This window comes from Mycoplana azooxidifex (genome assembly GCF_014196765.1).
Lineage (GTDB): Bacteria > Pseudomonadota > Alphaproteobacteria > Rhizobiales > Rhizobiaceae > Mycoplana > Mycoplana azooxidifex.
This window is the reverse complement of sequence record NZ_JACIEE010000006.1, coordinates 184,885-208,593: the sequence shown is the minus strand read 5'-3', so window position 1 is coordinate 208,593 and position 23,709 is coordinate 184,885. Positions and strand designations below refer to the sequence as shown.

Here is a 23,709-nt window from a genome sequence, read left to right as displayed (position 1 = left end):
GATGACAAAGCCGGCAGGACAGGAAGCTCAAGCAACCCAGGTCCCGCCGGCGGCAGCCGCGGTCGACGATCCGTTCGGACTGTCGCCCTGGCTGAAGGAAATGCCACAGGTGGCGATCCCGCCGCTGATGGCGCATCCGGTGGCCGCGATGGCAGCAGTGACGGCGATCGGCTTCGGCCTGACCAGCCAGATCGCAGGCGCCGTCATCGGGGCGATGCAGGGAAGCGCCGAGCGGATGAAGGCGGTGCTGGACGAAGCCGCGAAGGCCGATGGCCGGACGGCAGAGCCCGGACGGGTAGGGCGGCAGGAAGCTGCAGCGCCGGTGGCGGAGGCGAAAAAGACGGCCGGGGCGGATACCCGCCCGGCCATGGCGAAGTTGAAGAGGCCGGCCACGGTTCGGAAGGGTTCCGGATCCAGGGCCGGGAAGACCGATGACCTGAAGGCGATTTCAGGGGTCGGTCCGAAGCTGGAACAGGCGCTGAACGGCAAGGGGATTTTCCGCTTTGCCGATATCGGCCGTTGGACCAGTGCGGAGGTAGAGAAGTTCGAAGCCGAACTCGGCCTCGACGGGCGGATTGCCCGCGACGGCTGGGTGGAGCAGGCAAGGGCGCTGGCGAAGGCGAAGGGCTGAAGGCCTGGAGGCGTCGGCAGACGGGAACTGAAGCGGGCGAAGCGCGAAGAGCGCAGACGCCTGCAACGGAAATGGCGCTGGCGCGGCGAAAGCCGGGCATCGGAAGCGGGAAGACGGATATGGCAAAACTGAAAGTCGACGGAAAAGACATCGAGGTTCCGGATCATTTCACGCTGTTGCAGGCGTGCGAGGAGGCCGGCGCCGAGGTTCCGCGCTTCTGTTTCCACGAGCGGCTGTCGGTTGCCGGCAACTGCCGCATGTGCCTGGTCGAGGTCAAGGGCGGCCCGCCGAAGCCGGCGGCCTCCTGCGCCATGAGCGTGCGCGACCTGCGCCCCGGTCCGAACGGCGAAGCGCCGGAAGTCTTCACCACCACGCCGATGGTCAAGAAGGCCCGCGAAGGCGTGATGGAATTCCTGCTGATCAACCATCCGCTCGATTGCCCGATCTGCGACCAGGGCGGCGAATGCGACCTGCAGGACCAGGCGATGGCCTTCGGCATCGACAGTTCGCGCTACGCTGAAAACAAGCGCGCCGTCGAGGACAAGTATATCGGTCCGCTCGTCAAGACGATCATGAACCGCTGCATCCACTGCACGCGCTGCGTCCGCTTCACCACCGAAGTCGCCGGCATCAGCGAGCTCGGCCTGATCGGCCGCGGCGAAGATGCCGAGATCACCACCTATCTCGAGCAGGCGATGACCTCTGAGTTGCAGGGCAACGTCGTCGATCTCTGCCCGGTCGGCGCGCTGACCTCCAAGCCGTTCGCCTTCACCGCCCGTCCGTGGGAACTGAACAAGACCGAATCGATCGACGTGATGGATGCGGTCGGCTCGGCGATCCGCGTCGATACCCGCGGCCGCGAAGTGATGCGTGTTCTCCCGCGCGTCAACGAGGACATCAACGAGGAGTGGATCTCCGACAAGACCCGCTACATCTGGGACGGCCTGAAGACCCAGCGCCTCGACCGCCCCTATGTCCGCAAGGACGGACGCCTGCAGCCCGCAAGCTGGGCGGACGCCTTCGATGCGATCAAGGCGGCGGTGGCCGGCAAGCCGGGCGACCGGATCGGCGCGATCGCCGGCGACCTGGCTTCGGTCGAAGAGATGTATGCGCTGCGCGAGCTGATGGCCTCGCTCGGCTCGGCCAATATCGACTGCCGCCAGGACGGCACGGTGCTGCACCCGGCCTTCGGCCGCGCCAGCTACCTGTTCAACCCGACGATATCAGGCATCGAGCAGGCGGACGCGCTTCTCATCGTCGGCGCCAACCCGCGCATCGAGGCGGCGGTGCTCAACGCCCGCATCCGCAAGCGCTGGCGCATGGACGGCTTCCCGATTGCCGTCATCGGCGAGCAGGCCGAACTGCGCTACGGCTATGAATACCTCGGCGCCGGCCCGGAGACGCTTTCCGAGCTCGTCGCCGGCAACGGCGCATTCGTCGAGACGCTGAAGAACGCGAAGAACCCGATGATCATCGTCGGCCAGGGTGCGCTGTCGCGCACCGACGGCCTGGCGGTCCTGTCGAACGTCCTCAAGCTTGCCGATGCCGTGGGCGCCGTCACCGCCGAATGGAACGGCCTCGGCATCCTGCACACCGCAGCCGCCCGCGCCGGCGGCCTCGATCTCGGCTTCGTGCCGGGCGAGGGCGGCAGGACGGCGGCAGAGATGCCGACCGGCACCGACGTGCTGTTCCTGCTCGGCGCCGACGAGATGGACTTCTCGAAGAAGACGGCGTTTACGGTCTATATCGGTTCGCACGGCGACAACGCCGCGCATGTCGCAGACGTGATCCTGCCGGGTGCGGCCTATACCGAAAAATCCGGCACCTGGGTCAACACCGAAGGCCGCGTCCAGTTGGGCAACCGCGCCGGCTTTGCGCCCGGCGAGGCCCGCGAGGACTGGGCGATCCTGCGCGCGCTCTCCGACGTACTCGGCAAGAAGCTGCCCTTCGATTCGCTGGCGCAACTGCGCTCCAGGCTCTATGCGGCGCATCCGCATTTCGCCGAAGTCGACGAGATTGCCGCCGGCGACAGCGGCCAACTCGCGGCACTTTCGAAAAAAGGCGGGAAGATGACCAAATCCGGGTTTGCGTCTCCCGTCAAAGACTTCTATTTGACGAACCCGATAGCGCGCGCCTCCGCGGTCATGGCCGAGTGCTCGGCACTGGCCCGCAACAACTTCAAAGCCGCGGCGGAATGAGCGCGAGGGAATAGGCACTATGGACGCTTTCATTTCGAGCTATGTTTGGCCCGCGGTCATCATGATCGGCCAGTCGCTGCTGCTGCTGGTCGCGCTGCTTCTCTTCGTCGCCTACATCCTGCTGGCCGACCGCAAGATCTGGGCTGCCGTCCAGCTGCGGCGCGGCCCGAACGTGGTCGGCCCCTGGGGCCTGTTCCAGTCCTTCGCCGACCTTTTGAAGTTCGTCTTCAAGGAGCCGGTGATCCCGGCCACCGCCAACAAGGCGATCTTCCTGCTGGCGCCGCTCGTCTCGGTGACGCTGGCGCTGGCCACCTGGGCGGTGATCCCGCTCAACGAGAACTGGGTGATCGCCAACATCAACGTCGGCATCCTCTACGTGTTCGCCATTTCCTCGCTCGAGGTGTACGGCATCATCATGGGCGGCTGGGCTTCGAACTCGAAGTATCCGTTCCTGGGCGCGCTGCGTTCGGCTGCGCAGATGGTATCCTACGAAGTCTCGATCGGCTTCGTCATCGTCACCGTCCTTCTCTGCGTCGGCTCGCTGAACCTGACCGACATCGTCAATTCGCAGCGCGACGGCATCGGCACGATGATCGGCCTGCCAGGGTCCTTCCTGGACTGGCACTGGTTGGCGCTGTTCCCGATGTTCGTGATCTTCTTCATCTCGGCGCTGGCCGAGACGAACCGCCCGCCCTTCGACCTGCCGGAAGCCGAATCCGAACTCGTCGCCGGCTTCATGGTGGAATACGGCTCCACGCCCTACATGATGTTCATGCTCGGCGAGTACGCCGCCATCTGCCTGATGTGCGCGCTGACGACGATCCTCTTCCTCGGCGGCTGGCTGCCTCCGATCGATTTCTGGCTGTTCAACTGGGTTCCGGGCATCGTCTGGTTCATTCTGAAGGCCGGTTTCGTCTTCTTCATGTTCGCGATGGTGAAGGCATTCGTGCCGCGCTACCGCTACGACCAACTCATGCGTCTCGGCTGGAAGGTCTTCCTGCCGATATCGCTCGCCATGGTCGTGATCGTTGCATTCGTGCTGAAGCTCACGGGATGGACCGCCTGATGGTCCTCCAGGGTTTCGCCAGCATTGGAGCTAAGTAATGGCTAGTCTGTCGCAAGCCGTCAATTCGCTGTTCCTGAAGGAGTTCGTCGGCGCCTTCTTCCTGTCGATGCGCTATTTCTTCCGGCCGAAGGCAACGCTGAACTATCCCTTCGAAAAGGGCCCGGTTTCGCCGCGTTTCCGTGGCGAGCACGCGCTGCGCCGCTATCCGAACGGCGAGGAACGCTGCATTGCCTGCAAGCTGTGCGAGGCCATCTGTCCGGCCCAGGCCATCACCATCGAGGCCGGTCCGCGCCGCAACGACGGAACGCGCCGCACGGTGCGCTACGACATCGACATGGTGAAGTGCATCTATTGCGGGTTCTGCCAGGAAGCCTGCCCGGTCGACGCCATCGTCGAGGGGCCGAACTTCGAATTCGCCACGGAAACCCGTGAGGAGCTCTACTACGACAAGCAGCGGCTGCTCGACAACGGCGATCGCTGGGAGCGGGAAATCGCCCGCAACATCGCAATGGATTCGCCCTACCGGTAACGACGGTCGGGCAGGGGACTGCCGCCCATAGGGGCTGCGGACATCGAACGCTCAATATCTGCCTGGTGGCGCAGTCGCCGGGCTTCGACGGAAGAGGCGGCTGTAGCGCCGGTCTCTCCCGGGGAAGAAAAAAGGCACCAAAATGGGTCTGCAGGCTCTCTTTTTCTATCTGTTCGCCTTCGTGGCGGTGGCGTCGGCCTTCATGGTGATCGCGGCGAAGAACCCGGTCTATTCCGTGCTGTTCCTCATCGTCACGTTCTTCAATGCGGCCGGCCTGTTCCTCCTCACGGGCGCCGAGTTCCTGGCGATGATCCTGCTGGTCGTCTATGTCGGCGCGGTCGCGGTGCTCTTCCTCTTCGTCGTGATGATGCTGGACGTCGACTTTGCCGCGCTCCGCTCCGGGATCATCGAGCACGCGCCGGTCGGCGCGCTGGTCGGGCTGGTGCTGGCGGTGGAACTGATCGTGGTGATCGGCGGTTCGACGCTGTCGCCCGAGATCGCAACCCATGCCGCCCACCCGATCCCGCCGATCTCTGAGCGGACGAACACGGCGGCGCTCGGCGACGTGCTCTATACCAACTACGTCTACTTCTTCCAGATCGCTGGCCTGGTGCTCCTGGTCGCCATGATCGGCGCGATCGTGCTGACGCTGCGCCATCGCGAGAACATCAAGCGGCAGGACATCTCCGTGCAGGTCGCCCGCACGCCGGAGACCGCGGTCGAGGTCATCAAGGTCAAGCCCGGGCAGGGTCTCTGAGGCGCGCTGGACTTAAGGAATTCGCATCATGGAAATCGGTATTTCCCACTATCTCACGGTCAGCGCCATCCTCTTCACGCTCGGCGTCTTCGGCATCTTCATCAACAGGAAGAACGTCATCATCATCCTGATGTCGATCGAACTGATCCTGCTTGCCGTCAACATCAACATGGTCGCCTTCTCGGCCTTCCTGAACGACATCGTCGGCCAGGTCTTCGCGCTGTTCATCCTGACGGTCGCAGCCGCTGAAGCCGCGATCGGTCTTGCAATTCTCGTCGTCTTCTACCGCAACCGCGGCTCCATCGCCGTGGAAGACGTCAACGTGATGAAGGGTTGAGCGGCCATGGATACCATCATCAAGGCTATTGTCTTCCTGCCGCTCTTCGGCTTCCTGATCGCCGGGCTCGGCGGTAACGCGATCGGCGCCAAGGCGTCCGAATACGTCACCACCGGCTTCATGATCCTCGCTTTCGCGCTGTCCTGGCTGGTCTTCTTCAACATGGCGCTCGGCCATGAAGAGATGATCAAGGTTTCACTGATGCGCTGGTTCCAGTCCGGCAGCTTCGATGCCGAGTGGGCCTTCCGCGTCGATACGCTGACGGCGGTCATGTTCGTCGTCGTCAACACGGTGTCGATGCTCGTCCACGCCTATTCGATCGGCTACATGCACCACGATCCGCATCGGCCGCGCTTCTTCGCCTACCTGTCGCTGTTCACTTTCGCGATGCTGATGCTGATCACGTCGGACAACCTCGTGCAGATGTTCTTCGGCTGGGAAGGCGTGGGCCTGGCGTCGTACCTGCTGATCGGCTTCTGGTACAAGAAGCCGTCCGCCAACGCCGCCGCCATGAAGGCCTTCATCGTCAATCGCGTCGGCGACTTCGGCTTCATGCTCGGCATCTTCACCGTCTTCTATCTGTTTGGCTCCGTCAGCTTCGAGACGATCTTCGCTACGGCTGCGACCTACCTTCCGGCCGAAGGCGCCGCCGATGCCGCAGAGCCCGTCATCACCCTGTTCGGCATGCATCTCGACAAGGCCAATGCCGTGACGGCTGCCTGCCTGCTGCTCTTCATGGGCGCGATGGGCAAGTCGGCGCAGTTCCTGCTGCACACCTGGCTTCCGGACGCGATGGAGGGCCCGACACCGGTTTCGGCCCTCATCCATGCTGCGACCATGGTCACCGCCGGCGTCTTCCTCGTCGCCCGCATGTCGCCGCTGTTCGAACTTTCCCCGGATGCGCTGACCGTCGTCACCGTCATCGGCGCGATCACGGCCTTCTTCGCAGCCACCGTCGGCCTGGTGCAGAACGACATCAAGCGCGTGATCGCCTATTCGACCTGCTCGCAGCTCGGCTACATGTTCGTGGCACTCGGCGTCGGCGCCTACGGTGCAGCGATCTTCCACCTGTTCACGCACGCCTTCTTCAAGGCGCTGCTGTTCCTTGGCGCCGGCTCGGTCATCCACGCCGTCGACGGCGAGCAGGACATGCGCCACATGGGCGGCCTGCGCACGCATATCCCGGTCACGTTCTGGATGATGACGATCGGCACGCTGGCGCTCACCGGTGTCGGCATCCCTGGCACGCTCATCGGTTTCGCCGGCTTCTTCTCCAAGGATGCGATCATCGAATCCGCCTTCGCGTCGCACAGCACGGTATCCGGATTCGCCTTCACGCTCCTGGTGATCGCGGCCCTGTTCACCAGCTTCTATTCCTGGCGCCTGGCGTTCATGACCTTCTTCGGCAGGCCGCGCGCTTCGTCGGACGTCATGCACCACGTCCATGAATCGCCGGCCATCATGCTGGTGCCGCTCTACATCCTCGCCGCCGGCGCGGTGCTCGCGGGCGTGCTGTTCCACGACTACTTCTTCGGCCACCACTACGTGGAATTCTGGAAGGGTGCCCTGTTCACCGGTCCGGAGAACGAACTGGTCGAGGAATATCACCACGTGCCGCTCTGGGTGAAGTGGAGCCCGTTCGCTGCCATGGCGCTCGGCCTGTTCACGGCCTGGTTCATGTACATCCGCCGTCCGGACCTGCCGAAGTACCTGGCGGACCAGCACCGCGGCCTGTACCAGTTCCTGCTGAACAAGTGGTACTTCGACGAGCTGTACGATTTCCTCTTCGTGCGTCCGGCGCTCTGGATCGGCCGCCTGTTCTGGAAGGGTGGTGACGGCGCCGTCATCGATCGTCTCGGCCCGAACGGAATTGCCGCGCGCGTCCTCGACGTGACCGACCGCGTCGTCCGCCTGCAGACCGGTTACCTTTATCACTATGCCTTTGCGATGCTGCTCGGAATTGCGGCACTCGTAACCTGGATGATGCTCGGGAGTTCCATCTGATGACCGATTGGCCGATACTTTCCGCGGTCACCTTTCTTCCGCTGGTCGGCGTGGCGCTGCTGCTGCTGACCCGCGAGGACAGCCCCTACGGGCGGCGGAACATCCTGAACGTCTCGCTGCTGACGACGGTCTTCACCTTCATCCTGTCGCTCTTCGTCTGGATCGGATTCGACTATTCGAACCCGGGCTTCCAGATGATCGAACACCGTGAATGGCTCGGCACCGGCATCGCCTATCACCTCGGCATCGACGGCATCTCCATGCTGTTCGTCATCCTGACGACCTTCCTGATGCCTTTCTGCGTGCTCGCCAGCTGGAACTCGATCGAGAAGCGCCTGAAGGAATACATGATCGCCTTCCTCGTCCTGGAAGTGTTCATGGTCGGCGTCTTCGTCTCGCTCGATATCGTCCTGTTCTACGTCTTCTTCGAGGCGGGCCTCATCCCGATGTTCATCATCATCGGCGTCTGGGGCGGCAAGGACCGCGTCTATGCGAGCTACAAGTTCTTCCTCTATACGCTGCTCGGCTCGGTGCTGATGCTGCTCGCCATCATGGCGATGTACTGGCAGGCCGGCACGACCAGCATCCCGGAACTGCTCGCCTACAACTTCCCGGCGCAGATGCAGACCTGGCTATGGCTCGCCTTCTTCGCCTCGTTCGCGGTTAAGATGCCGATGTGGCCGGTCCACACCTGGCTTCCCGACGCGCACGTGCAGGCGCCGACGGCAGGCTCGGTGATCCTGGCGGGCATCCTGTTGAAGCTCGGCGGCTACGGCTTCCTGCGCTTCTCGCTGCCGATGTTCCCGCTGGCATCCGATTACTTTGCGCCCTTCGTCTTCACGCTCTCGGTCGTCGCCATCATCTATACCTCGCTGGTGGCGCTCGTTCAGGAGGACATCAAGAAGCTGATCGCCTACTCGTCGGTGGCGCACATGGGCTATGTCACCATGGGCATCTTCGCCGCCAACGAGCAGGGTGTGCAGGGTGCGCTGTTCCAGATGCTCTCGCACGGCATCGTCTCCGGCGCGCTCTTCCTCTGCGTCGGCGTCGTCTACGACCGCCTGCACACCCGCGAGATTTCGGCCTATGGCGGGCTTGTCAACAACATGCCGAAATATGCCGTCGCCTTCATGATCTTCACCATGGCCAATGTCGGTCTTCCCGGCACTTCCGGCTTCATCGGCGAATTCACGACGCTCCTCGGCACATTCCGCGCCAACACCTGGGTCGCCTTCTTCGCCACCACCGGCGTCGTGCTGTCGGCGGCTTACGCGCTCTGGCTCTATCGCCGGGTGGTCTTCGGCCCGCTGGAGAAGGAAAGCCTCAAGGCGTTGCTCGATCTTTCCGGCCGCGAGAAGGCGATCCTCTATCCGCTGGTGGCCCTGACGCTCCTCTTCGGCATCTATCCGGCTCCCGTCTTCGACGCCACTGCGGCCTCGGTCGACGCACTCCTCAACAATTACACCGCGGCCCTCGAAGCAGCGCAATCCGTTGCGCTCTCGGCGAACTGACGACGGGATGATCCGACATGACTGCTGAAATCCTCCTTTCCAGCCTTCAGCTCTCGACGCCCGAGGTCATCCTGGCGCTGGGTGCCCTGGCGCTCCTGATGATCGGCGTCTTCTCCGGCGAACGGTCGGCGACGACCGTCACCGGACTTGCGGTGGCACTTCTCATCATCGCCGGTGTCTGGCTGGTGCTTCGGGGCGGCGAGGGCGTCGCCTATGGCGGCGCATTCGTTTCCGATCCCTTCGCCAGGTTCATGAAGATCCTGACGCTGATCGGCTCCATCACCGCCATGGTGATGACGGTCGGCCATGCGCGCTCGCAGCAGCTCGACCGCTTCGAGTTCCCGGTCCTCCTGGTGCTCGCGACGCTCGGCATGATGCTGATGATCTCGGCCAACGACCTGATATCGCTCTACCTGTCGCTGGAACTCCAGTCGCTCGCGCTCTACGTGGTCGCCGCGATCAATCGCGACAGCGTGCGCTCCACCGAGGCCGGCCTGAAGTATTTTGTCCTGGGTGCGCTGTCCTCGGGCATGCTGCTCTACGGCATGTCGCTGGTCTATGGCTTCACCGGCCACACCGGCTTCCAGGAGATCGCGTCCGCGCTGTCGGCCGACGGCCGTTCGCTCGGCCTCGTCTTCGGCCTGGTGTTCGTCCTTGCCGGTCTCGCCTTCAAGATTTCGGCCGTGCCGTTCCACATGTGGACGCCGGACGTCTATGAGGGCGCGCCGACACCGGTTACCGCCTTCTTCGCCGCGGCCCCCAAGGTCGCCGCCATGGCCATGCTCGTTCGCATCGTCATCGAAGCCTTCGAGCCGGTGGTCGCCGACTGGCAGCAGATCATCGTCTTCATTTCGATCGCCTCGATGCTGCTCGGCTCGTTCGCCGCCATCGGCCAGCGCAACATCAAGCGCCTGATGGCCTATTCCTCGATCGGCCACATGGGCTACGCGCTCGTCGGCCTTTCGGCAGGCTCGATGGCGGGTGTGCGCGGCGTGGCGCTCTACATGCTGATCTACATGGTCATGACCCTCGGCACGTTTGCCTGCATCCTCGCCATGCGCCGCCGCGAGGGCGGCAACGTCGAGGCCGTCGACGATCTGGCCGGCCTGTCCACGACCAATCCGTTCATGGCGAGCGTGCTCACGGTGATGATGTTCTCGCTGGCAGGCATTCCGCCGCTCGCGGGCTTCTTCGCCAAGTACTTCGTCTTCATGGCCGCGATCGAGGCGCATCTCTATGCGCTCGCGATCATCGGCGTGCTGTCGTCGGTCGTCGGCGCCTACTACTACCTGCGCATCGTCAAGCTGATGTGGTTCGATGCCGCCACCGACGAGTTCGCCCGCACCCCTGGCGAACTGAAGCTGGTCTTCGGCGTCGCGGGCCTGTTCGTGGCCGGCTACGTCCTGATCGGCGGGCCGATAGGCGAAGCGGCGGAAGCCGCCGCCCGGACCTTCTTTTGACCGGCCGGACCGGCACCGGCCAGCTTTCGCTGGATGATTTCCGGCACGAAGCGCTGGTCGAGACCACCTCGACCAATTCGGAATGTTTCGAGCGCGCCCGCAAGGGCGCGCTTTCCGGTCTATGGGTGACGGCGGCGCGCCAGACCGGCGGCCGGGGACGGCGCGGCCGGCCGTGGACATCGGAACCCGGCAACCTCTATGCCTCGCTGCTCCTGATCGATCCCGCCCCCGTCGACCGGCTCGCCTCGCTTCCGCTCGCCGTGGCCGTCGCCGTCCAGGCCACGGTCGCTTCGGTGATGCCGATCGCAGCCCCGCCGGTCGCCATCAAGTGGCCGAACGATATCCTGATCGACAAGAACAAGGTCTGCGGCATCCTGGTGGAAGCCGAGACCCTTTCGGATGGCCGCCAGGCGATCGTGATCGGCTGCGGCATCAATGTGGCGGTCGCGCCGGAGGCGGGGCTCTATCCCGTTGCCAGCCTCGCCGACTACGGCTGCGCCGTGGCACCGGCGGAGCTCTTCGCCCGTCTCTTCCGCGAGATGGCCGACATCCTCAGGCTCTGGGACAGCGCCAACGGGATCGGCGAGATCATGGCGCGCTGGCGCAAGGTCGCCGGCGGGATCGGCGAACGGATTACGGTCAATCTGCCGACCCAATCAATTTCCGGGCGCTTTGCCGGAATTGATGATAGTGGTCTGCTCAAGCTTCAGACCGACGACGGCGGCGTGCGCTTGATCGCAGCCGGCGATGTTTTCTTCGAATAATCGGAAATTTTCAGAATATGGCAAACCAAGAAGACCTGGTGTTCCTGCCCCTTGGCGGGGTTGGCGAGATCGGCATGAATCTCGCACTCTATGGCTACGGCACACCCGGTAACCGCAAATGGATCATGGTCGATTGCGGCGTGACGTTCCCTGGCCCCGACCTGCCGGGCGTGGACCTCGTGCTGCCCGACATCCGCTTCCTCGCCGAGGAAAGGAAGAACCTCAAGGGCATCATCATCACCCATGCCCACGAGGATCATTACGGCGCCCTGAACGACCTGTGGCCGGGCCTGAACGTGCCCGTCTATGCGTCGCCCTTCACCGCCGGCATGCTCGAGGCCAAGCGCGACTACGAGCGCAGCCGCACCGAGATCCCGGTGACGATCTTCAAGCAGGGCGACCGGATCAATGTCGGTCCCTTCGAGATCGAGGGCATCGGCGTCAACCACTCCATTCCCGAGCCGATGTCGCTGGCGATCAAGACGCCGCTCGGCACCGTCATCCACACCGGCGACTGGAAGATCGACCTTCACCCCTCGCTCGGTCCGCTGACGGACGAGGCCCGCTTCCGCAAGCTTGGCGACGAAGGCGTTCTCGCGCTGATCTGCGACAGCACCAACGCGCTGCGCGACGGCGTGTCACCGTCCGAGGAGGAGGTGACCGAAAGCCTCGCCAAGATTATCGAGAGCGCCGAGGGTCGCGTCGGCATCACCACGTTCTCGTCGAATGTCGGCCGTATCCGCTCGATCGCGAAGGCTGCCGAAACCGCCGGCCGCGAGGTGCTGCTGCTCGGCAGCTCGATGAAGCGAGTGACGGCGGTCGCGCGCGACATCGGCCTGATGGAGGGCATCAGGCCCTTCATCGACGAGGACGAGTTCGGCTACATCCCGCGCGACAAGGTCGTCGTCATCCTGACCGGCAGCCAGGGCGAGCCGCGCGCCGCACTCGCCAAGATCGCCCGCGACGAGATGCGCAACGTCGCCTTTACCGCCGGCGACACCATCATCTTCTCCTCGCGTGCCATTCCCGGCAACGAGAAGGCGATCAACGACATCAAGAACGGCCTGGTCGACCAGGGCATCCACGTGATCACCGACAGCGAGGCGCTGGTCCATGTGTCCGGACATCCGCGCCGCAGCGAGTTGCAGCAGATGTATGCCTGGACCCGGCCGCAAATGGTCGTGCCGGTGCATGGCGAGGCGGCGCATCTGGTCGCCCATGCCGAGCTTGCCGAGCAGTCGGGCATCCCCGTCGTGCCGCGCGTGCGCGACGGCAAGATGCTGCGGCTCGCGCCGGGCACGCCGGCGATCATCGACGAAGTCCATTTCGGCCGCATCTTCAAGGACGGCAACCTGATCGGCGACTTCGAGGAAATGGGCATCGGCGACCGCCGCAAGCTTTCCTTCGTCGGCCACGTGGCGGTCAACATCGTGCTCGACGCGCGCTACGACTTCCGCGGCGATCCCGACGTCGTTCCCTACGGCCTGCCGCAATTCGACGACGAGGGCGAGGATATGGGCGACACGCTCTATGATGCTGTGCTGGGTGCCGTCGAAAGCATTCCGCGCGCACGGCGCAAGGACCTCGGCACCATCCGCGAGGCGGTGCGCCGCGCGGTGCGCTCCATGGCGAACGAGGTCTGGGGCAAGAAGCCGGTCGTCACCGTTTTCGTCACGAAGGTCTGACGGCGGCCATCGGGCCAGCGCGACGGCGGACGGACGGCCAAAGGATAGGCAGGGACATGCAGGAGAAGGAGGCGGGAATGCTGGGACGGGTCAACCACATTGCCATCGCCGTGCCAAACCTGGCGGCGGCGACGGCGTCCTATCGCGACGTGCTCGGCGCCCGTGTCAGCCCGCCGCAGGCGCTGCCGGAGCACGGCGTCACCGTCGTCTTCGTCGAACTGCCCAACACCAAGGTCGAACTGCTCGAGCCGCTGGGCGAGGGATCGCCGATCGCAGCCTTTCTGGAGAAGTCGCCCTCCGGCGGCATGCACCATATCTGCTACGAGGTGGACGACATCCTTTCCGCCCGCGACCGTTTGGTCGCCGGCGGCGCGCGGGTGCTGGGCGACGGCACCCCGAAGACCGGGGCGCACGGCAAGCCGGTGCTCTTTCTGCACCCGAAGGATTTCTTCGGCACGCTGATCGAACTGGAAGAAGTGTGACCGCAGGCCACAGCCGGCGGATTTGAATTGCCGCGGCCATGGGGGTAAAAGGCCATGGCGGCAGTCACGCCGCAAAGGGAGCCGTCACGCATCGGATCCCGGCCGCATCGGCCGCGGCCGGCGCGCTGCCATCACAGTTTTCTGCGCGACGGTCCAGGGCCGTGGCGCCATCGGGTATCGGACATGCCGCTGTTTTCGCTCTTCGCCGTCTATTTCATCATCTGGTGGGTCACGCTCTTTGCCGTGCTGCCGTTCGGCCTGCGCACCCAGGCAGAGGAAAACGAGGTCGTTCCCGGCAGCGTCGAGAGCGCGCCCGCGCGCTACCGGGCCGGGCGGGTCCTTCTCATCACCACCCTCGTAGCAGCCGTCATCCATGCCGCCTGGTATGTGCTGTCGGTGAAATTCGGCTACGGGCTGGATGCCATCCCGCAATTCTATCCCGATTTCGACTGAAGCATTCGTCCTTGCGAAAAACCAATGTGAACGGTATCGTTCATTTTGGCGCGCGGCGATCGGACAGCCCAATGGCTTCGCGGGACCGTGCAACCGTGTGCGCGTTTGTCGCATCGGACTGTCGTGTATTTGTCATACAAATACTGTATCGGAAGGCTGGCGGATACAAAAGGCAAAAAAAAACAAGGCTGAAAGCCTTGTTTTTAAAGTATCGCGTGATCTTTGCCCGTTTCCGGTGGCAGCGGCTAGGCGCGCCAAGATCTGATCCTCCCAAGACTTGACCGCGAAATTGGCAAGAATTTGTACTTCTTGCCTGTTTTGTGGCCTGAAACTAGCTCAAAGGTTGGGCGTTGTCATCTGGTTTTTTGCATATTTGTTACACTTGAAGAAAATTTTTCCGTTGACTTTGGGTCGGCATTTGTCGCTATTGAGCGCCCCCATTGCCGACGGCAGGCGATGCGTCCCTGCGGCGCGATTTCGATGGACGGCTGGACGGCGGCGGGTTCACTTCCGGCCGTGAAGCGTCTATGAACGCTTCGAAATCAACGTCTTTTCGCCCGAATCCACAGCTAGGCGAAAACCTGTCTATTTGGAACCCGCCATGCGTCTCTCCCGCTTCTTCATGCCCATCCTCAAGGAAAATCCCAAGGAGGCGGAAATCGTCTCGCATCGCCTGATGCTTCGGGCGGGGATGATCAAGCAGCAGTCGGCCGGCATTTATACCTGGCTGCCGCTTGGCAAGCGCGTGCTGGACAAGGTCAACGCCATCATCCGCGAAGAACAGAGCCGTTCCGGCGCAGTGGAACTCCTGATGCCGACCCTGCAGTCGGCCGAGCTCTGGCAGGAGAGCGGGCGCTATGACGCCTATGGCAAGGAGATGCTGCGCATCAAGGACCGCCAGGACCGCGCCATGCTCTATGGCCCGACCAACGAGGAGATGATCACCGACGTCTTCCGGTCCTACGTCAAGTCCTACAAGGACCTGCCGCTGAACCTCTACCATATCCAGCTGAAGTTCCGCGACGAGATCCGTCCGCGCTTCGGCACCATGCGTTCGCGCGAGTTCCTGATGAAGGATGCCTATTCCTTCGACCTGAACCGCGAGGGCGCGGAGCACGCCTATAACCGCATGTTCGCAGCGTACCTTCGCACCTTCACGCGGCTGGGACTTCGCGCGATCCCCATGCGCGCCGACACCGGCCCGATCGGCGGCAACCTCAGCCACGAGTTCATCATCCTGGCCGACACCGGCGAATCCGAAGTGTACTGCCACAAGGATTTCCTCGGCTTCGACATTCCGGGCGAGGATACGAATTTCGACGACGTCGCCGGCCTGAAGGCGATCTTCGACAAGTGGACGTCGCGCTATGCCGCCACCTCCGAAATGCACGACGAGGCCGCATTCGACGCGATCCCCGAGGGCGAGCGCCTGTCCGCGCGCGGCATCGAGGTCGGCCACATCTTCTATTTCGGCACGAAATATTCTGAGGCGATGGGCGCCAAGGTCCAGGGACCGGACGGCAAGGAGCATACCGTCCACATGGGCTCCTATGGCATCGGCCCGACCCGGCTCGTGCCGGCCATCATCGAGGCCTCTCATGACGAGAACGGCATCATCTGGCCGAAGGCGGTTGCTCCGTTCGAAGTGGTGGTGATCAACATGAAGGCGGGCGACGCGGCCTGCGACGCGGCGAGCGAGAACATCTATAGCGCACTGATCAAGGCGGGCGTCGACGTGCTTCTCGACGACAAGGACGAGCGGGCCGGCACGAAGTTCGCCACAGCGGATCTTATCGGTGCGCCGTTCCAGGTCGTCGTCGGACCGCGTTCGGTCGCAGCCGGCGAGGTCGAGGTCAAGGACCGCAAGACCGGCGAGCGCGAGACGCTGACGATCGACGCTGCGATCGCGCGCCTGACGTCCGCCGGCTGAGGTCGCGCGGGCCGGGACCGGGCAAGCGCGCAGTGGGGCGGAATCAACATTCCGCCATCACCGTAACGCCCTAATTCCACTGCATAATTTTAGCTGCAAATCGATTCCGGTTTCGGCGATTATGCAGTAGCATTGTGCGCAGAATCGAGATGCTGCCGAATCGTGTCCGCCGGGCGCGGGCTTCGGCGGCGACAGGACCGGAGGTATCATGGCGGAAGCGACGGGCGAGGGCACCGTGGTCGAGGCGAAGGCGGCGCCCGCAAGCCGAGCGTTTTCCGGCTTCGAACGCATGGTCGCATGGCGCTACCTCCGCTCGCGGCGCAAGGAAGCGTTCATCTCGGTCATTGCCGGCTTCTCCTTCATCGGCATCATGCTGGGCGTCGCGACGCTGATCATCGTCATGGCGGTGATGAACGGTTTCCGCACCGAACTGATCTCGCGCATCCTCGGCATCAACGGTCACATGATCGTCCAGCCGATCGACGGGCCGTTCGACAATTATGCGGATCTGGCCGAGCGGTTCTCGAAGGTGCCGGGCGTCAAGCTGGCGATCCCGCTGGTGGAGGGCCAGACGCTGGCCTCGGGTGCGGGCGGTGCGGGAACCGGGGCGCTCGTCCGCGGCATCCGCGCCGACGACTTCACCAGGCTCAAGACCGTCTCCGACCACATCAAGGCCGGCGATATGGTCGGCTTTGCCGCCGGCAGCGGCCTTGCGATCGGCGCGCGCATGGCCGAGCAACTCGGCATTTCCGCCGGTGACCAGATCACGCTGGTGGCGCCCGAGGGCGACGTGACCCCGCTGGGCGTCAATCCGCGCGTCAAGAGCTACACCGTGTCCGCGGTCTTCGAGATCGGCATGTCGGAATACGACGCCACGATCATCTACATGCCGCTGGAGGAAGCCCAGCTCTATTTCAATGCCGAGGGCCTGGTGCAGTCGATCGAGCTCTTCGTCGACAACCCCGACGCCGTCGATGCCCTGCGCCAGCCGCTCGAGGCCGCCGCCAAACGGCAGATCTACATCACCGACTGGCGCCAGCGAAACCGCACCTTCTTCTCCGCGCTCGAGGTCGAGCGCAACGTGATGTTCATGATCCTGACGCTGATCGTCCTGGTCGCGGCGCTGAACATCATCTCCGGGCTGATCATGCTGGTGAAGGACAAGGGCAGCGACATCGCCATCCTGCGCACCATGGGGGCCACGTCCGGCTCGATCATGCGCATCTTCTTCATGACCGGGGCTGCGATCGGAACGGTCGGGACGATCGCCGGCGTCCTGCTCGGGGTCGTCGTCTGCCTCAACGTCGAATCGATCCGCCAGTTCTTCTCCTGGCTTTCCGGCCAGACCCTGTTCGATCCGGAACTCTATTTCCTCAGCCAGCTTCCCGCGGACATGAATTTCGGCGAGACGCTGTCGATCGTCCTCATGGCGCTAGCGCTGTCCTTCCTGGCCACGATCTTCCCCGCATGGCGCGCCTCCAAGCTCGATCCCGTGCAGGCCCTGCGGTATGAATAGGACTGACCGATGAACGCGCGTGTGGCACTCAAGTTGACCGGCGTCGATCGCCAATACGGCCAGGGCGAGACGGTGCTGTCGATCCTGAAGGGGGCCGACTTCACCCTGCGCAGCGGCGAGATCGTGGCACTCGTGGCGCCCTCGGGCACCGGCAAGTCGACGCTCCTGCATGTCGCCGGCCTGCTGGAGCGGCCCGATGCCGGCGATGTCGTCGTCAACGGCCACTCCTGCGCCAGGCTCGGCGACGAGGAGCGCACGGCCATCCGCCGCAACGAGATCGGCTTCGTCTACCAGTTCCATCATCTCCTGCCGGAGTTTTCGGCGCTGGAGAACATCATGATGCCGCAGCTGATCGCCGGTCTCTCCAAGCCGGAGGCCAGCGAACGGGCCAAGCAGTTGCTCGACTACATGCGCATCGGCCACCGCGGCGACCATCGCCCGTCGGAGCTATCCGGCGGCGAACAGCAGCGGGTGGCGATCGCACGCGCGGTCGCCAATGCGCCGCTGCTGCTTCTGGCCGACGAGCCGACCGGCAATCTCGACCCCGAGACGGCCGGCTATGTGTTCGAGGCGCTTCAGGCGCTGGTGCGCCAGTCGGGACTGGCGGCGCTGATCGCCACGCACAATCACCAGATCGCCTCGCTGATGGACCGCCGCGTGACCATCGAGGACGGCAAGGTCCGCGAAATGTGATGAGCCGCAGCCGCGGCTGTTTGCAATCTGGTCCAGCCGAATCGGCCCGCCTGCCAGACCGGCAGGCGGCTACTCCTGCTTCATCCGGCAGGCCTTCTGCCCCATCTCGTCGCGCCACGCCTCGAACGTGACCTGCGCGCCCTTGGTCGCGACCGGTTTGCCGTTCGCGGTCCCCTTGCCGGTGAGCACGTTCAGGTCGCAGCTTTCGGTATGGTTCGGATCGAGCGTATCGTGGCCGGAATAGGTGTAGCCTGCGACGACGAATTGGGAACTGCGGTAGGCGATGGTCACCCGCTGCTCCCAGCGGTCCCGGCCGATGGTGCTGTTTCGCGAGGTGAGTTCGATCGAGCCGTTCGCCAGGGCGGCGACGCCCGCCTCCTGCCCGTAGACCGTGGTGCTTCCCCAGATCCTGTTCGGCGCCGACACCTTCAGCGACAGCCGCGACAGGCCGCCCTCGGTTAGATAGATGTAGACGCCGTTGTCGTCGTCGCTGCCCTCGGGCGGGCTTGCGATCACGGCCAGATCCTGCGCGCCGTTCCTGTCCCAGTCTCCGACAGCCGCCGCTGTGATCCTGTCGGCTGGGAAGTCATCTGCCAATGCCGCCGCCGCCGGCAGCAGGACGGCAAGCGCGAGCGGCAGTGCGGTCTTCGTCATGCACGATCCCCTGTTTCCGTGTCCGAGAATAGGAAAAGCCGCCGTCCCAGTCCAGCGTTCCGGCTTGCCGCGCGCCTGAACAGCCCTTGCGAAAACCGGGGTTGACGACAGAACAAAAATAGAACAAACTAAAAACATAAACAGATTGGAGACGTCAAATGACCGATTTCATGCGTGAACTCGCCGCCTTTACCTCCATTGCCATGTTCGTCGCGAGCCTGTCCGTCCTCGCCCTCGGCGTGTGACGCCAACGATCACTCTGGCCGATCGCCCCCGCATCCGCAACGGCCGCACACCCATGTGCGGGGATAAGGGCTGCGGTAGAAATGTTTGACTGGACTTCCGCGGCCCGAATCCGCTTATCCTTGCCCCTCTGACATGGAGTGGCAAAGATGGCGCAGACGATTGCGGGCACGACGGGCGGACATTCGGCGGGAGACGGCGTCCAGTTCGTCCATCTGCGCGTCCACTCCGCCTATTCGCTGCTGGAAGGCGCGCTGCCGATCAAGAAGATCCTCGGCAAGGCCGTCTCCGACAGCCAGCCGGCGATTGCCATCACCGATACCAACAACCTGTTTGCCGCGCTCGAGTTTTCGCAGAAGGCCGTCTCGGACGGCATCCAGCCGCTGATCGGCTGCCAGCTGTCGATCGACATGGAAGACGAGGGCGAGGGCGAGCGCCGCGGTCCGTCGCAGGCGCTTGCCAAGCTGCCGTCGATCGTCGTCCTCGTCGCGACCGACGCGGGCTATGCCCGCCTGATGGCTCTTGTCAGCCGCGCCTATCTCGGCGGCGAGGGCAGCGGCCATTCGGTGCACCTCATGCGCTCGTGGCTGGAGGAGGGGACGGACGGACTGATCGCCTTGACCGGCGCCTCTACCGGTCCGGTCGACATGGCGTTGGCTGCGGGCCAGCCGGCTGTCGCAGAGGCACGGCTTCTGGAACTGAAACGGCTGTTCGGCGACCGTCTCTATGTCGAGCTGCAGCGGCATGCCGACTACGACCGCAAGCACGAGCGGCGGATGGTCGAGCTGGCCTACCGGCACGACCTTCCGCTGGTGGCGACGAACGAGCCGTTCTTTCCGACGCCGGACGACTACGAGGCGCATGACGCCCTGATGGCGGTCGCCCACAATGCGATGGTGTCGGACGACAACCGTTTCCGACTTTCGCCCGACCACTACCTGAAGAGCCGCTCGGCCATGGCCGCCCTTTTCGCCGATCTGCCGGAAGCGCTGGAAAACACCGTCGAGATTGCCAGGCGCTGCTCCTTCGTCCTGAACACGCGCGCGCCGATCCTGCCGCGCTTCACCGGCGCCACCGACGACGCGGAGGAGGCAGAGCGCGCGGAGACGGCGGAATTGCGCCGCCAGGCGGTGGAAGGGCTCGAAGGGCGCATGGCAGCACTCGGTCTGTCGCCGGGCTACAGCGAACAGGACTATCGCGAACGGCTGGATTTCGAGCTGGGCGTCATCGAGCGGATGAAGTTTCCGGGCTACTTCCTGATCGTCGCCGACTTCATCAAGTGGGCCAAGCAGCAGAACATCCCGGTCGGTCCGGGGCGCGGATCGGGCGCGGGTTCGCTCGTCGCCTATGCGCTGACGATCACCGACGTCGATCCGCTGCGCTTCTCGCTGCTGTTCGAGCGCTTCCTCAATCCCGAACGCGTGTCGATGCCGGACTTCGACATCGACTTCTGCCAGGATCGCCGCGAAGAGGTGATCCGCTACGTCCAGCGCAAGTACGGCCGCGAGCAGGTGGCGCAGATCATCACCTTCGGTTCGCTGCAGGCGCGCGCCGCACTGCGCGACGTCGGCCGCGTCCTGGAGATGCCCTACGGCCAGGTCGACAAGATCTGCAAGCTGGTGCCGAACAACCCGGCCAATCCGACGCCTTTGTCCAAGGCGATCGAAGAGGAGCCGAAGCTTTTGGAGGAGGCGGAGAAGGAGCCGGTCGTCGGCCGGTTGCTTGACATCGCCCAGAAGATCGAGGGCCTCTACCGCCACGCTTCGACGCATGCCGCCGGCATCGTGATCGGCGACCGGCCGCTGTCGCAGCTGGTACCGATGTACCGCGATCCGCGTTCCGACATGCCGGTGACCCAGTTCAACATGAAATGGGTCGAGCAGGCGGGGCTGGTGAAGTTCGACTTCCTCGGCCTGAAGACGCTGACGGTGCTGAAGACCGCGGTCGACTTCATCCGCAAGCGCGACATCGAGGTTGCGCTCGAAAGCCTGCCGCTCGACGACCAACTTACCTACGAGATGCTCTCGCGCGGCGAGACGGTGGGCGTGTTCCAGGTGGAAAGTGCCGGCATGCGCAAGGCGCTGATCGGCATGCGGCCCGACTGCATCGAGGACATCATCGCCCTCGTCGCCCTCTACCGTCCGGGTCCGATGGAAAACATCCCGACCTACAACGCCCGCAAGCACGGCGAGGAGGAGATCGAATCGGTCCATCCCTCCATCGACTACCTGCTGAAGGAAACGCAGGGCGTCATCGTCTACCAGGAACAGGTGATGCAGATCGCCCAGGTCCTGTCCGGATACTCGCTCGGGGAAGCCGACCTTCTGCGCCGCGCCATGGGCAAGAAGATCAAGGCCGAGATGGACCAGCAGAGCGAGCGCTTTGTCGATGGCGCCGTCAAGAACGGGGTCTCCAAACCGCAGGCGAAGAACATCTTCGAACTGCTCGCCAAGTTCGCCAACTACGGCTTCAACAAGTCGCATGCAGCCGCCTATGCGATCGTCTCCTACCAGACGGCCTATCTGAAGGCGCATTACCCGGTCGAGTTCCTCGCCGCGTCGATGACCTACGACATGGCCAACACCGACAAGCTGAACGACTTCCGCCAGGATGCCGGCCGGCTCGGCATCACCGTCGTTCCGCCGTCGATCCAGACCTCCTTTGCCCATTTCGAGACCGGTGAGAAGAAGATCTACTACGCGCTCGCCGCCATCAAGGGCGTCGGCGAGGCTGCGGTCCACCATATCGTCGAGGTGCGCGGCGACCGGCCGTTCGAGAGCCTGGAGGATTTCTGCCTCAGGATCGATCCGAAGCTCGTCAACCGCCGCACCTTCGAAAGCCTGATCTGCGCCGGTGCGTTCGAGTGCTTCGGCCACGACCGTGCCGCCCTCATCGCCGGCCTCGACCGGCTACTCGGCTTTGCCCAGCGCGCGCAGGAGAACAAGACCAGCGGCCAGAGCGACATGTTCGGGGCGGGGGCTGCGACCGGGCCGGAGGTGATCTCGTTCCCGTCCTACGCGCCGTGGCTGGCGTCTGAGAAGCTGCACCGGGAGTTCCAGGTGCTCGGCTTCTATCTCTCCGCCCACCCGCTCGACACCTACAACGCCATGCTTGCCAAGATGCGCGTGCAGAATTTCGCCGATTTCGCCGTCGCCGTGAAGCAGGGGGCGACCGCCGGCCGTCTGGCCGGCACGGTCACGTCCAAGCAGGAGCGCAAGACCCGCACCGGCAACAAGATGGGCATCGTCGCCTTCTCCGATGCGTCCGGCCAGTTCGAGGCGGTGCTGTTCTCCGAGATGCTGCACCAGTATCGCGACCTGCTGGAGCCGGGAAAGTCGCTGGTGATGACGGTGCAGGCGGAGGAGCGCCCGGAAGGCATCGGGCTGAGGATCCAGACCCTGCGCTCGCTGGAGGAGGAGGCGCTGCAGCAGCAGAAGGCGCTGCGCGTCTTCGTCCGCGACTCTGGCCCCTTGCGCTCCATCGCCGCCCACCTGAACGCCAGGGGCGACGGCCTCGTCTCCTTCATCGTCATCAAGGACAATGGCGAGCGCGAAATCGAGGTGGAACTCGGCGAACGCTACCGCATCTCGCCCGAGATCGCCGCCGCCCTGCGCTCCGCCCCGGGCGTCATCGACGTCGAGATGGTGTGACGGCGGCTGGCGGCAATATGCGCAAAACTGCGACAGCCCCTTGATCGCACCCGCCCCGTCGGCTACCGACGATGACAGGCGGACGTGGCGAAACTGGTAGACGCAAGGGACTTAAAATCCCTCGGAGTGATCCGTACGGGTTCGACCCCCGTCGTCCGCACCAGATTGAGGGTTCAGGGCAACAATTAAGCGCCACGCTTCCCGGCGGAGACGTTTACGGGGATGTACTACGGTGGCTGATACCGGATCGGTGTCGGCCTATCGACGGTGCGGCAGCATCGCCTAACCGTTGCCGATGATCTTGCCCGCTTGCAGCGTGCCGCCGTCGTTCTCGCGGGGCGACGCTTGAGCCTTCTCGTCGGCCTTCTTGTCCGATGCGCGCTCTTGCGTTTCTGTGTCGGCACTCTTCTTTTCAGGGGCAGTCGGTTTGTCAATTCTCGACATGTTCCTACTCCTCCAACAAGAGGCACCGATTGTCCTCCTTCGGATAGATCGTGTCCAGCTTGCGCCCGAACGATCGGCGGCTCGAGGCCCCGGACTCGCCCCCTTTCACTGCGGCGAAATCGAGAACTTCTGGTCCGACAGTGCGACGGCGCCGCTGATGGCGTCGCGGAAGCGGTAGCGGACGACGTAGTCGCCCTGTGGCGGGCCTTCGGCGCTGAGCGTGAGCGTGAGCTTTGCGAAGATCTCCTGGTTGCGCATGAAGCCGCGATAGGTGAACGAGCCGAAGGCCTTCTTCTCGGCCAGCGTGTCGCCCTTGTCGTTCAGGAGTTCCAGGTCGACGGTGAACTGCGCCTCCACCTTGCCGCCGTCGATCGGCCGCCAGGAAAGCCCGACCGGCTCGACATAGGATATCAGCGGCTCGCCGGTCTTGTAGACGGCGTTCGGGCGCGGCGTGTACATGCCGTAGCCCTCCGGCAGGTCGGTGACGAAGGTGACCTTGCCGATCGAGAACGGCAGGCCCGACGAGAAGGCGCCGTAGGCTTCGCGTATCGCGTCATGCGCGCCGACGGGGTTGCCGGACGTCGCCATCTGCTCGGCCCTCGTGGCGGCGTCGACCAGCGGGCCGGCCGCTGCCGGCAGGGAGAGGAGGCTGAAGGCGGCGGCAAGCATCGATGCGGAAAAAGGTGGCATTGCGGGCATTCT

The 23,709-nt window shown here is 64.1% G+C and carries 20 protein-coding genes and 1 tRNA gene; 18 read left to right on the top strand and 3 right to left on the bottom strand.

Annotated elements, in window-relative coordinates; genetic code table 11:
* Position 1: 1 nt before the first annotated feature.
* The 16 genes from GGQ64_RS15425 (at position 2) to GGQ64_RS15350 (ending at position 18,016) form a co-directional block, all read left to right on the top strand.
* Entirely contained in the window at positions 2 to 631 is a 630-nt protein-coding gene (locus GGQ64_RS15425) for an NADH:ubiquinone oxidoreductase (RefSeq protein ID WP_183805857.1), read from the top strand.
* Positions 632 to 750: 119 nt separating this feature from the next.
* A complete protein-coding gene (gene nuoG, locus GGQ64_RS15420) occupies positions 751 to 2,829 on the top strand; it encodes an NADH-quinone oxidoreductase subunit NuoG (protein ID WP_183805855.1) in 2,079 nt (692 codons plus the stop codon).
* A 19-nt stretch (positions 2,830 to 2,848) separates the two neighbouring features.
* A complete protein-coding gene (gene nuoH / locus GGQ64_RS15415) occupies positions 2,849 to 3,895 on the top strand; it encodes an NADH-quinone oxidoreductase subunit NuoH (protein ID WP_183805853.1) in 1,047 nt (348 codons plus the stop codon).
* 37 nt (positions 3,896 to 3,932) lie between these two features.
* Complete coding sequence (gene nuoI / locus GGQ64_RS15410) at positions 3,933 to 4,424, top strand: NADH-quinone oxidoreductase subunit NuoI (protein ID WP_112604999.1); 492 nt, start codon at positions 3,933 to 3,935, stop codon at positions 4,422 to 4,424.
* Between the two features lie 142 nt (positions 4,425 to 4,566).
* Complete coding sequence (locus GGQ64_RS15405; RefSeq protein WP_183805851.1) at positions 4,567 to 5,181, top strand: NADH-quinone oxidoreductase subunit J; 615 nt, start codon at positions 4,567 to 4,569, stop codon at positions 5,179 to 5,181.
* Between the two features lie 28 nt (positions 5,182 to 5,209).
* Positions 5,210 to 5,518, top strand: coding sequence for an NADH-quinone oxidoreductase subunit NuoK (gene nuoK / locus GGQ64_RS15400; protein WP_112599027.1), 309 nt, complete (start codon positions 5,210 to 5,212; stop codon positions 5,516 to 5,518).
* A gap of 6 nt (positions 5,519 to 5,524) precedes the next feature.
* Complete coding sequence (nuoL, locus tag GGQ64_RS15395) at positions 5,525 to 7,522, top strand: NADH-quinone oxidoreductase subunit L (protein ID WP_183805849.1); 1,998 nt, start codon at positions 5,525 to 5,527, stop codon at positions 7,520 to 7,522.
* Positions 7,522 to 9,033 carry an NADH-quinone oxidoreductase subunit M gene (locus GGQ64_RS15390; RefSeq protein WP_183805847.1) on the top strand — a complete coding sequence of 504 codons (1,512 nt, stop codon included), beginning with the start codon at positions 7,522 to 7,524 and terminating at the stop codon, positions 9,031 to 9,033. Before nuoL ends, GGQ64_RS15390 begins: the two co-directional genes overlap by 1 nt.
* A gap of 17 nt (positions 9,034 to 9,050) precedes the next feature.
* Entirely contained in the window at positions 9,051 to 10,493 is a 1,443-nt protein-coding gene (gene nuoN, locus GGQ64_RS15385) for an NADH-quinone oxidoreductase subunit NuoN (protein WP_183805845.1), read from the top strand.
* Positions 10,490 to 11,257, top strand: coding sequence for a biotin--[acetyl-CoA-carboxylase] ligase (locus tag GGQ64_RS15380; RefSeq protein ID WP_183805843.1), 768 nt, complete (start codon positions 10,490 to 10,492; stop codon positions 11,255 to 11,257). The genes nuoN and GGQ64_RS15380 overlap by 4 nt, the downstream gene beginning before the upstream one ends.
* 17 nt (positions 11,258 to 11,274) lie before the next feature.
* Positions 11,275 to 12,942, top strand: a complete 1,668-nt coding sequence (locus tag GGQ64_RS15375) for a ribonuclease J (RefSeq protein ID WP_183805841.1) — start codon at positions 11,275 to 11,277, stop codon at positions 12,940 to 12,942.
* A gap of 77 nt (positions 12,943 to 13,019) precedes the next feature.
* Positions 13,020 to 13,424, top strand: coding sequence for a methylmalonyl-CoA epimerase (gene mce / locus GGQ64_RS15370; RefSeq protein ID WP_183806391.1), 405 nt, complete (start codon positions 13,020 to 13,022; stop codon positions 13,422 to 13,424).
* Between the two features lie 183 nt (positions 13,425 to 13,607).
* Positions 13,608 to 13,877 (top strand): DUF1467 family protein, encoded by a 270-nt coding sequence (locus GGQ64_RS15365; protein WP_183805839.1) that lies wholly within the window; start codon positions 13,608 to 13,610, stop codon positions 13,875 to 13,877.
* A gap of 601 nt (positions 13,878 to 14,478) precedes the next feature.
* Entirely contained in the window at positions 14,479 to 15,807 is a 1,329-nt protein-coding gene (gene proS / locus GGQ64_RS15360) for a proline--tRNA ligase (RefSeq protein ID WP_183805837.1), read from the top strand.
* 208 nt (positions 15,808 to 16,015) lie between these two features.
* Positions 16,016 to 17,323 carry a lipoprotein-releasing ABC transporter permease subunit gene (locus GGQ64_RS15355; RefSeq protein ID WP_183805835.1) on the top strand — a complete coding sequence of 436 codons (1,308 nt, stop codon included), beginning with the start codon at positions 16,016 to 16,018 and terminating at the stop codon, positions 17,321 to 17,323.
* A 9-nt stretch (positions 17,324 to 17,332) separates the two neighbouring features.
* Positions 17,333 to 18,016: an ABC transporter ATP-binding protein gene (locus GGQ64_RS15350; protein ID WP_183805833.1), complete on the top strand. Its 684-nt coding sequence runs from the start codon at positions 17,333 to 17,335 to the stop codon at positions 18,014 to 18,016.
* A 69-nt stretch (positions 18,017 to 18,085) separates the two neighbouring features.
* On the opposite strand, the gene GGQ64_RS15345 is transcribed toward GGQ64_RS15350, so the two are convergent.
* Positions 18,086 to 18,670 (bottom strand): hypothetical protein, encoded by a 585-nt coding sequence (locus GGQ64_RS15345; RefSeq protein WP_183805831.1) that lies wholly within the window; start codon positions 18,668 to 18,670, stop codon positions 18,086 to 18,088.
* A gap of 392 nt (positions 18,671 to 19,062) precedes the next feature.
* On the opposite strand from GGQ64_RS15345, the gene dnaE reads away from it, so the two are divergent.
* Both dnaE and GGQ64_RS15335 read left to right on the top strand, forming a co-directional pair.
* Positions 19,063 to 22,563: a DNA polymerase III subunit alpha gene (gene dnaE / locus GGQ64_RS15340; protein WP_183805829.1), complete on the top strand. Its 3,501-nt coding sequence runs from the start codon at positions 19,063 to 19,065 to the stop codon at positions 22,561 to 22,563.
* Positions 22,564 to 22,641: 78 nt separating this feature from the next.
* Positions 22,642 to 22,726 (top strand) — tRNA-Leu (locus tag GGQ64_RS15335).
* A gap of 119 nt (positions 22,727 to 22,845) precedes the next feature.
* Here GGQ64_RS15335 and GGQ64_RS15330 read toward each other — a convergent pair.
* Together GGQ64_RS15330 and GGQ64_RS15325 are read right to left on the bottom strand one after the other, a co-directional pair.
* Positions 22,846 to 23,007: a hypothetical protein gene (locus GGQ64_RS15330; protein WP_183805827.1), complete on the bottom strand. Its 162-nt coding sequence runs from the start codon at positions 23,005 to 23,007 to the stop codon at positions 22,846 to 22,848.
* 105 nt (positions 23,008 to 23,112) lie between these two features.
* Positions 23,113 to 23,697 (bottom strand): hypothetical protein, encoded by a 585-nt coding sequence (locus GGQ64_RS15325; RefSeq protein WP_183805825.1) that lies wholly within the window; start codon positions 23,695 to 23,697, stop codon positions 23,113 to 23,115.
* Positions 23,698 to 23,709 lie beyond the last annotated feature (12 nt).

Excerpts from the sequence above, each read along its gene's own strand:
- GGQ64_RS15425 (WP_183805857.1), top strand. The coding sequence starts at position 2 with ATGACAAAGCCGGCAGGACAGGAAGCTCAAGCAACCCAGGTCCCGCCG.
- nuoG (WP_183805855.1), top strand. The coding sequence starts at position 751 with ATGGCAAAACTGAAAGTCGACGGAAAAGACATCGAGGTTCCGGATCAT.
- nuoH (WP_183805853.1), top strand. The coding sequence starts at position 2,849 with ATGGACGCTTTCATTTCGAGCTATGTTTGGCCCGCGGTCATCATGATC.
- nuoI (WP_112604999.1), top strand. The coding sequence starts at position 3,933 with ATGGCTAGTCTGTCGCAAGCCGTCAATTCGCTGTTCCTGAAGGAGTTC.
- GGQ64_RS15405 (WP_183805851.1), top strand. The coding sequence starts at position 4,567 with ATGGGTCTGCAGGCTCTCTTTTTCTATCTGTTCGCCTTCGTGGCGGTG.
- nuoK (WP_112599027.1), top strand. The coding sequence starts at position 5,210 with ATGGAAATCGGTATTTCCCACTATCTCACGGTCAGCGCCATCCTCTTC.
- nuoL (WP_183805849.1), top strand. The coding sequence starts at position 5,525 with ATGGATACCATCATCAAGGCTATTGTCTTCCTGCCGCTCTTCGGCTTC.
- GGQ64_RS15390 (WP_183805847.1), top strand. The coding sequence starts at position 7,522 with ATGACCGATTGGCCGATACTTTCCGCGGTCACCTTTCTTCCGCTGGTC.
- nuoN (WP_183805845.1), top strand. The coding sequence starts at position 9,051 with ATGACTGCTGAAATCCTCCTTTCCAGCCTTCAGCTCTCGACGCCCGAG.
- GGQ64_RS15375 (WP_183805841.1), top strand. The coding sequence starts at position 11,275 with ATGGCAAACCAAGAAGACCTGGTGTTCCTGCCCCTTGGCGGGGTTGGC.
- mce (WP_183806391.1), top strand. The coding sequence starts at position 13,020 with ATGCTGGGACGGGTCAACCACATTGCCATCGCCGTGCCAAACCTGGCG.
- GGQ64_RS15365 (WP_183805839.1), top strand. The coding sequence starts at position 13,608 with ATGCCGCTGTTTTCGCTCTTCGCCGTCTATTTCATCATCTGGTGGGTC.
- proS (WP_183805837.1), top strand. The coding sequence starts at position 14,479 with ATGCGTCTCTCCCGCTTCTTCATGCCCATCCTCAAGGAAAATCCCAAG.
- GGQ64_RS15355 (WP_183805835.1), top strand. The coding sequence starts at position 16,016 with ATGGCGGAAGCGACGGGCGAGGGCACCGTGGTCGAGGCGAAGGCGGCG.
- GGQ64_RS15350 (WP_183805833.1), top strand. The coding sequence starts at position 17,333 with ATGAACGCGCGTGTGGCACTCAAGTTGACCGGCGTCGATCGCCAATAC.
- GGQ64_RS15345 (WP_183805831.1), bottom strand. The coding sequence starts at position 18,670 with ATGACGAAGACCGCACTGCCGCTCGCGCTTGCCGTCCTGCTGCCGGCG.
- dnaE (WP_183805829.1), top strand. The coding sequence starts at position 19,063 with ATGGCGCAGACGATTGCGGGCACGACGGGCGGACATTCGGCGGGAGAC.
- GGQ64_RS15330 (WP_183805827.1), bottom strand. The coding sequence starts at position 23,007 with ATGTCGAGAATTGACAAACCGACTGCCCCTGAAAAGAAGAGTGCCGAC.
- GGQ64_RS15325 (WP_183805825.1), bottom strand. The coding sequence starts at position 23,697 with ATGCCACCTTTTTCCGCATCGATGCTTGCCGCCGCCTTCAGCCTCCTC.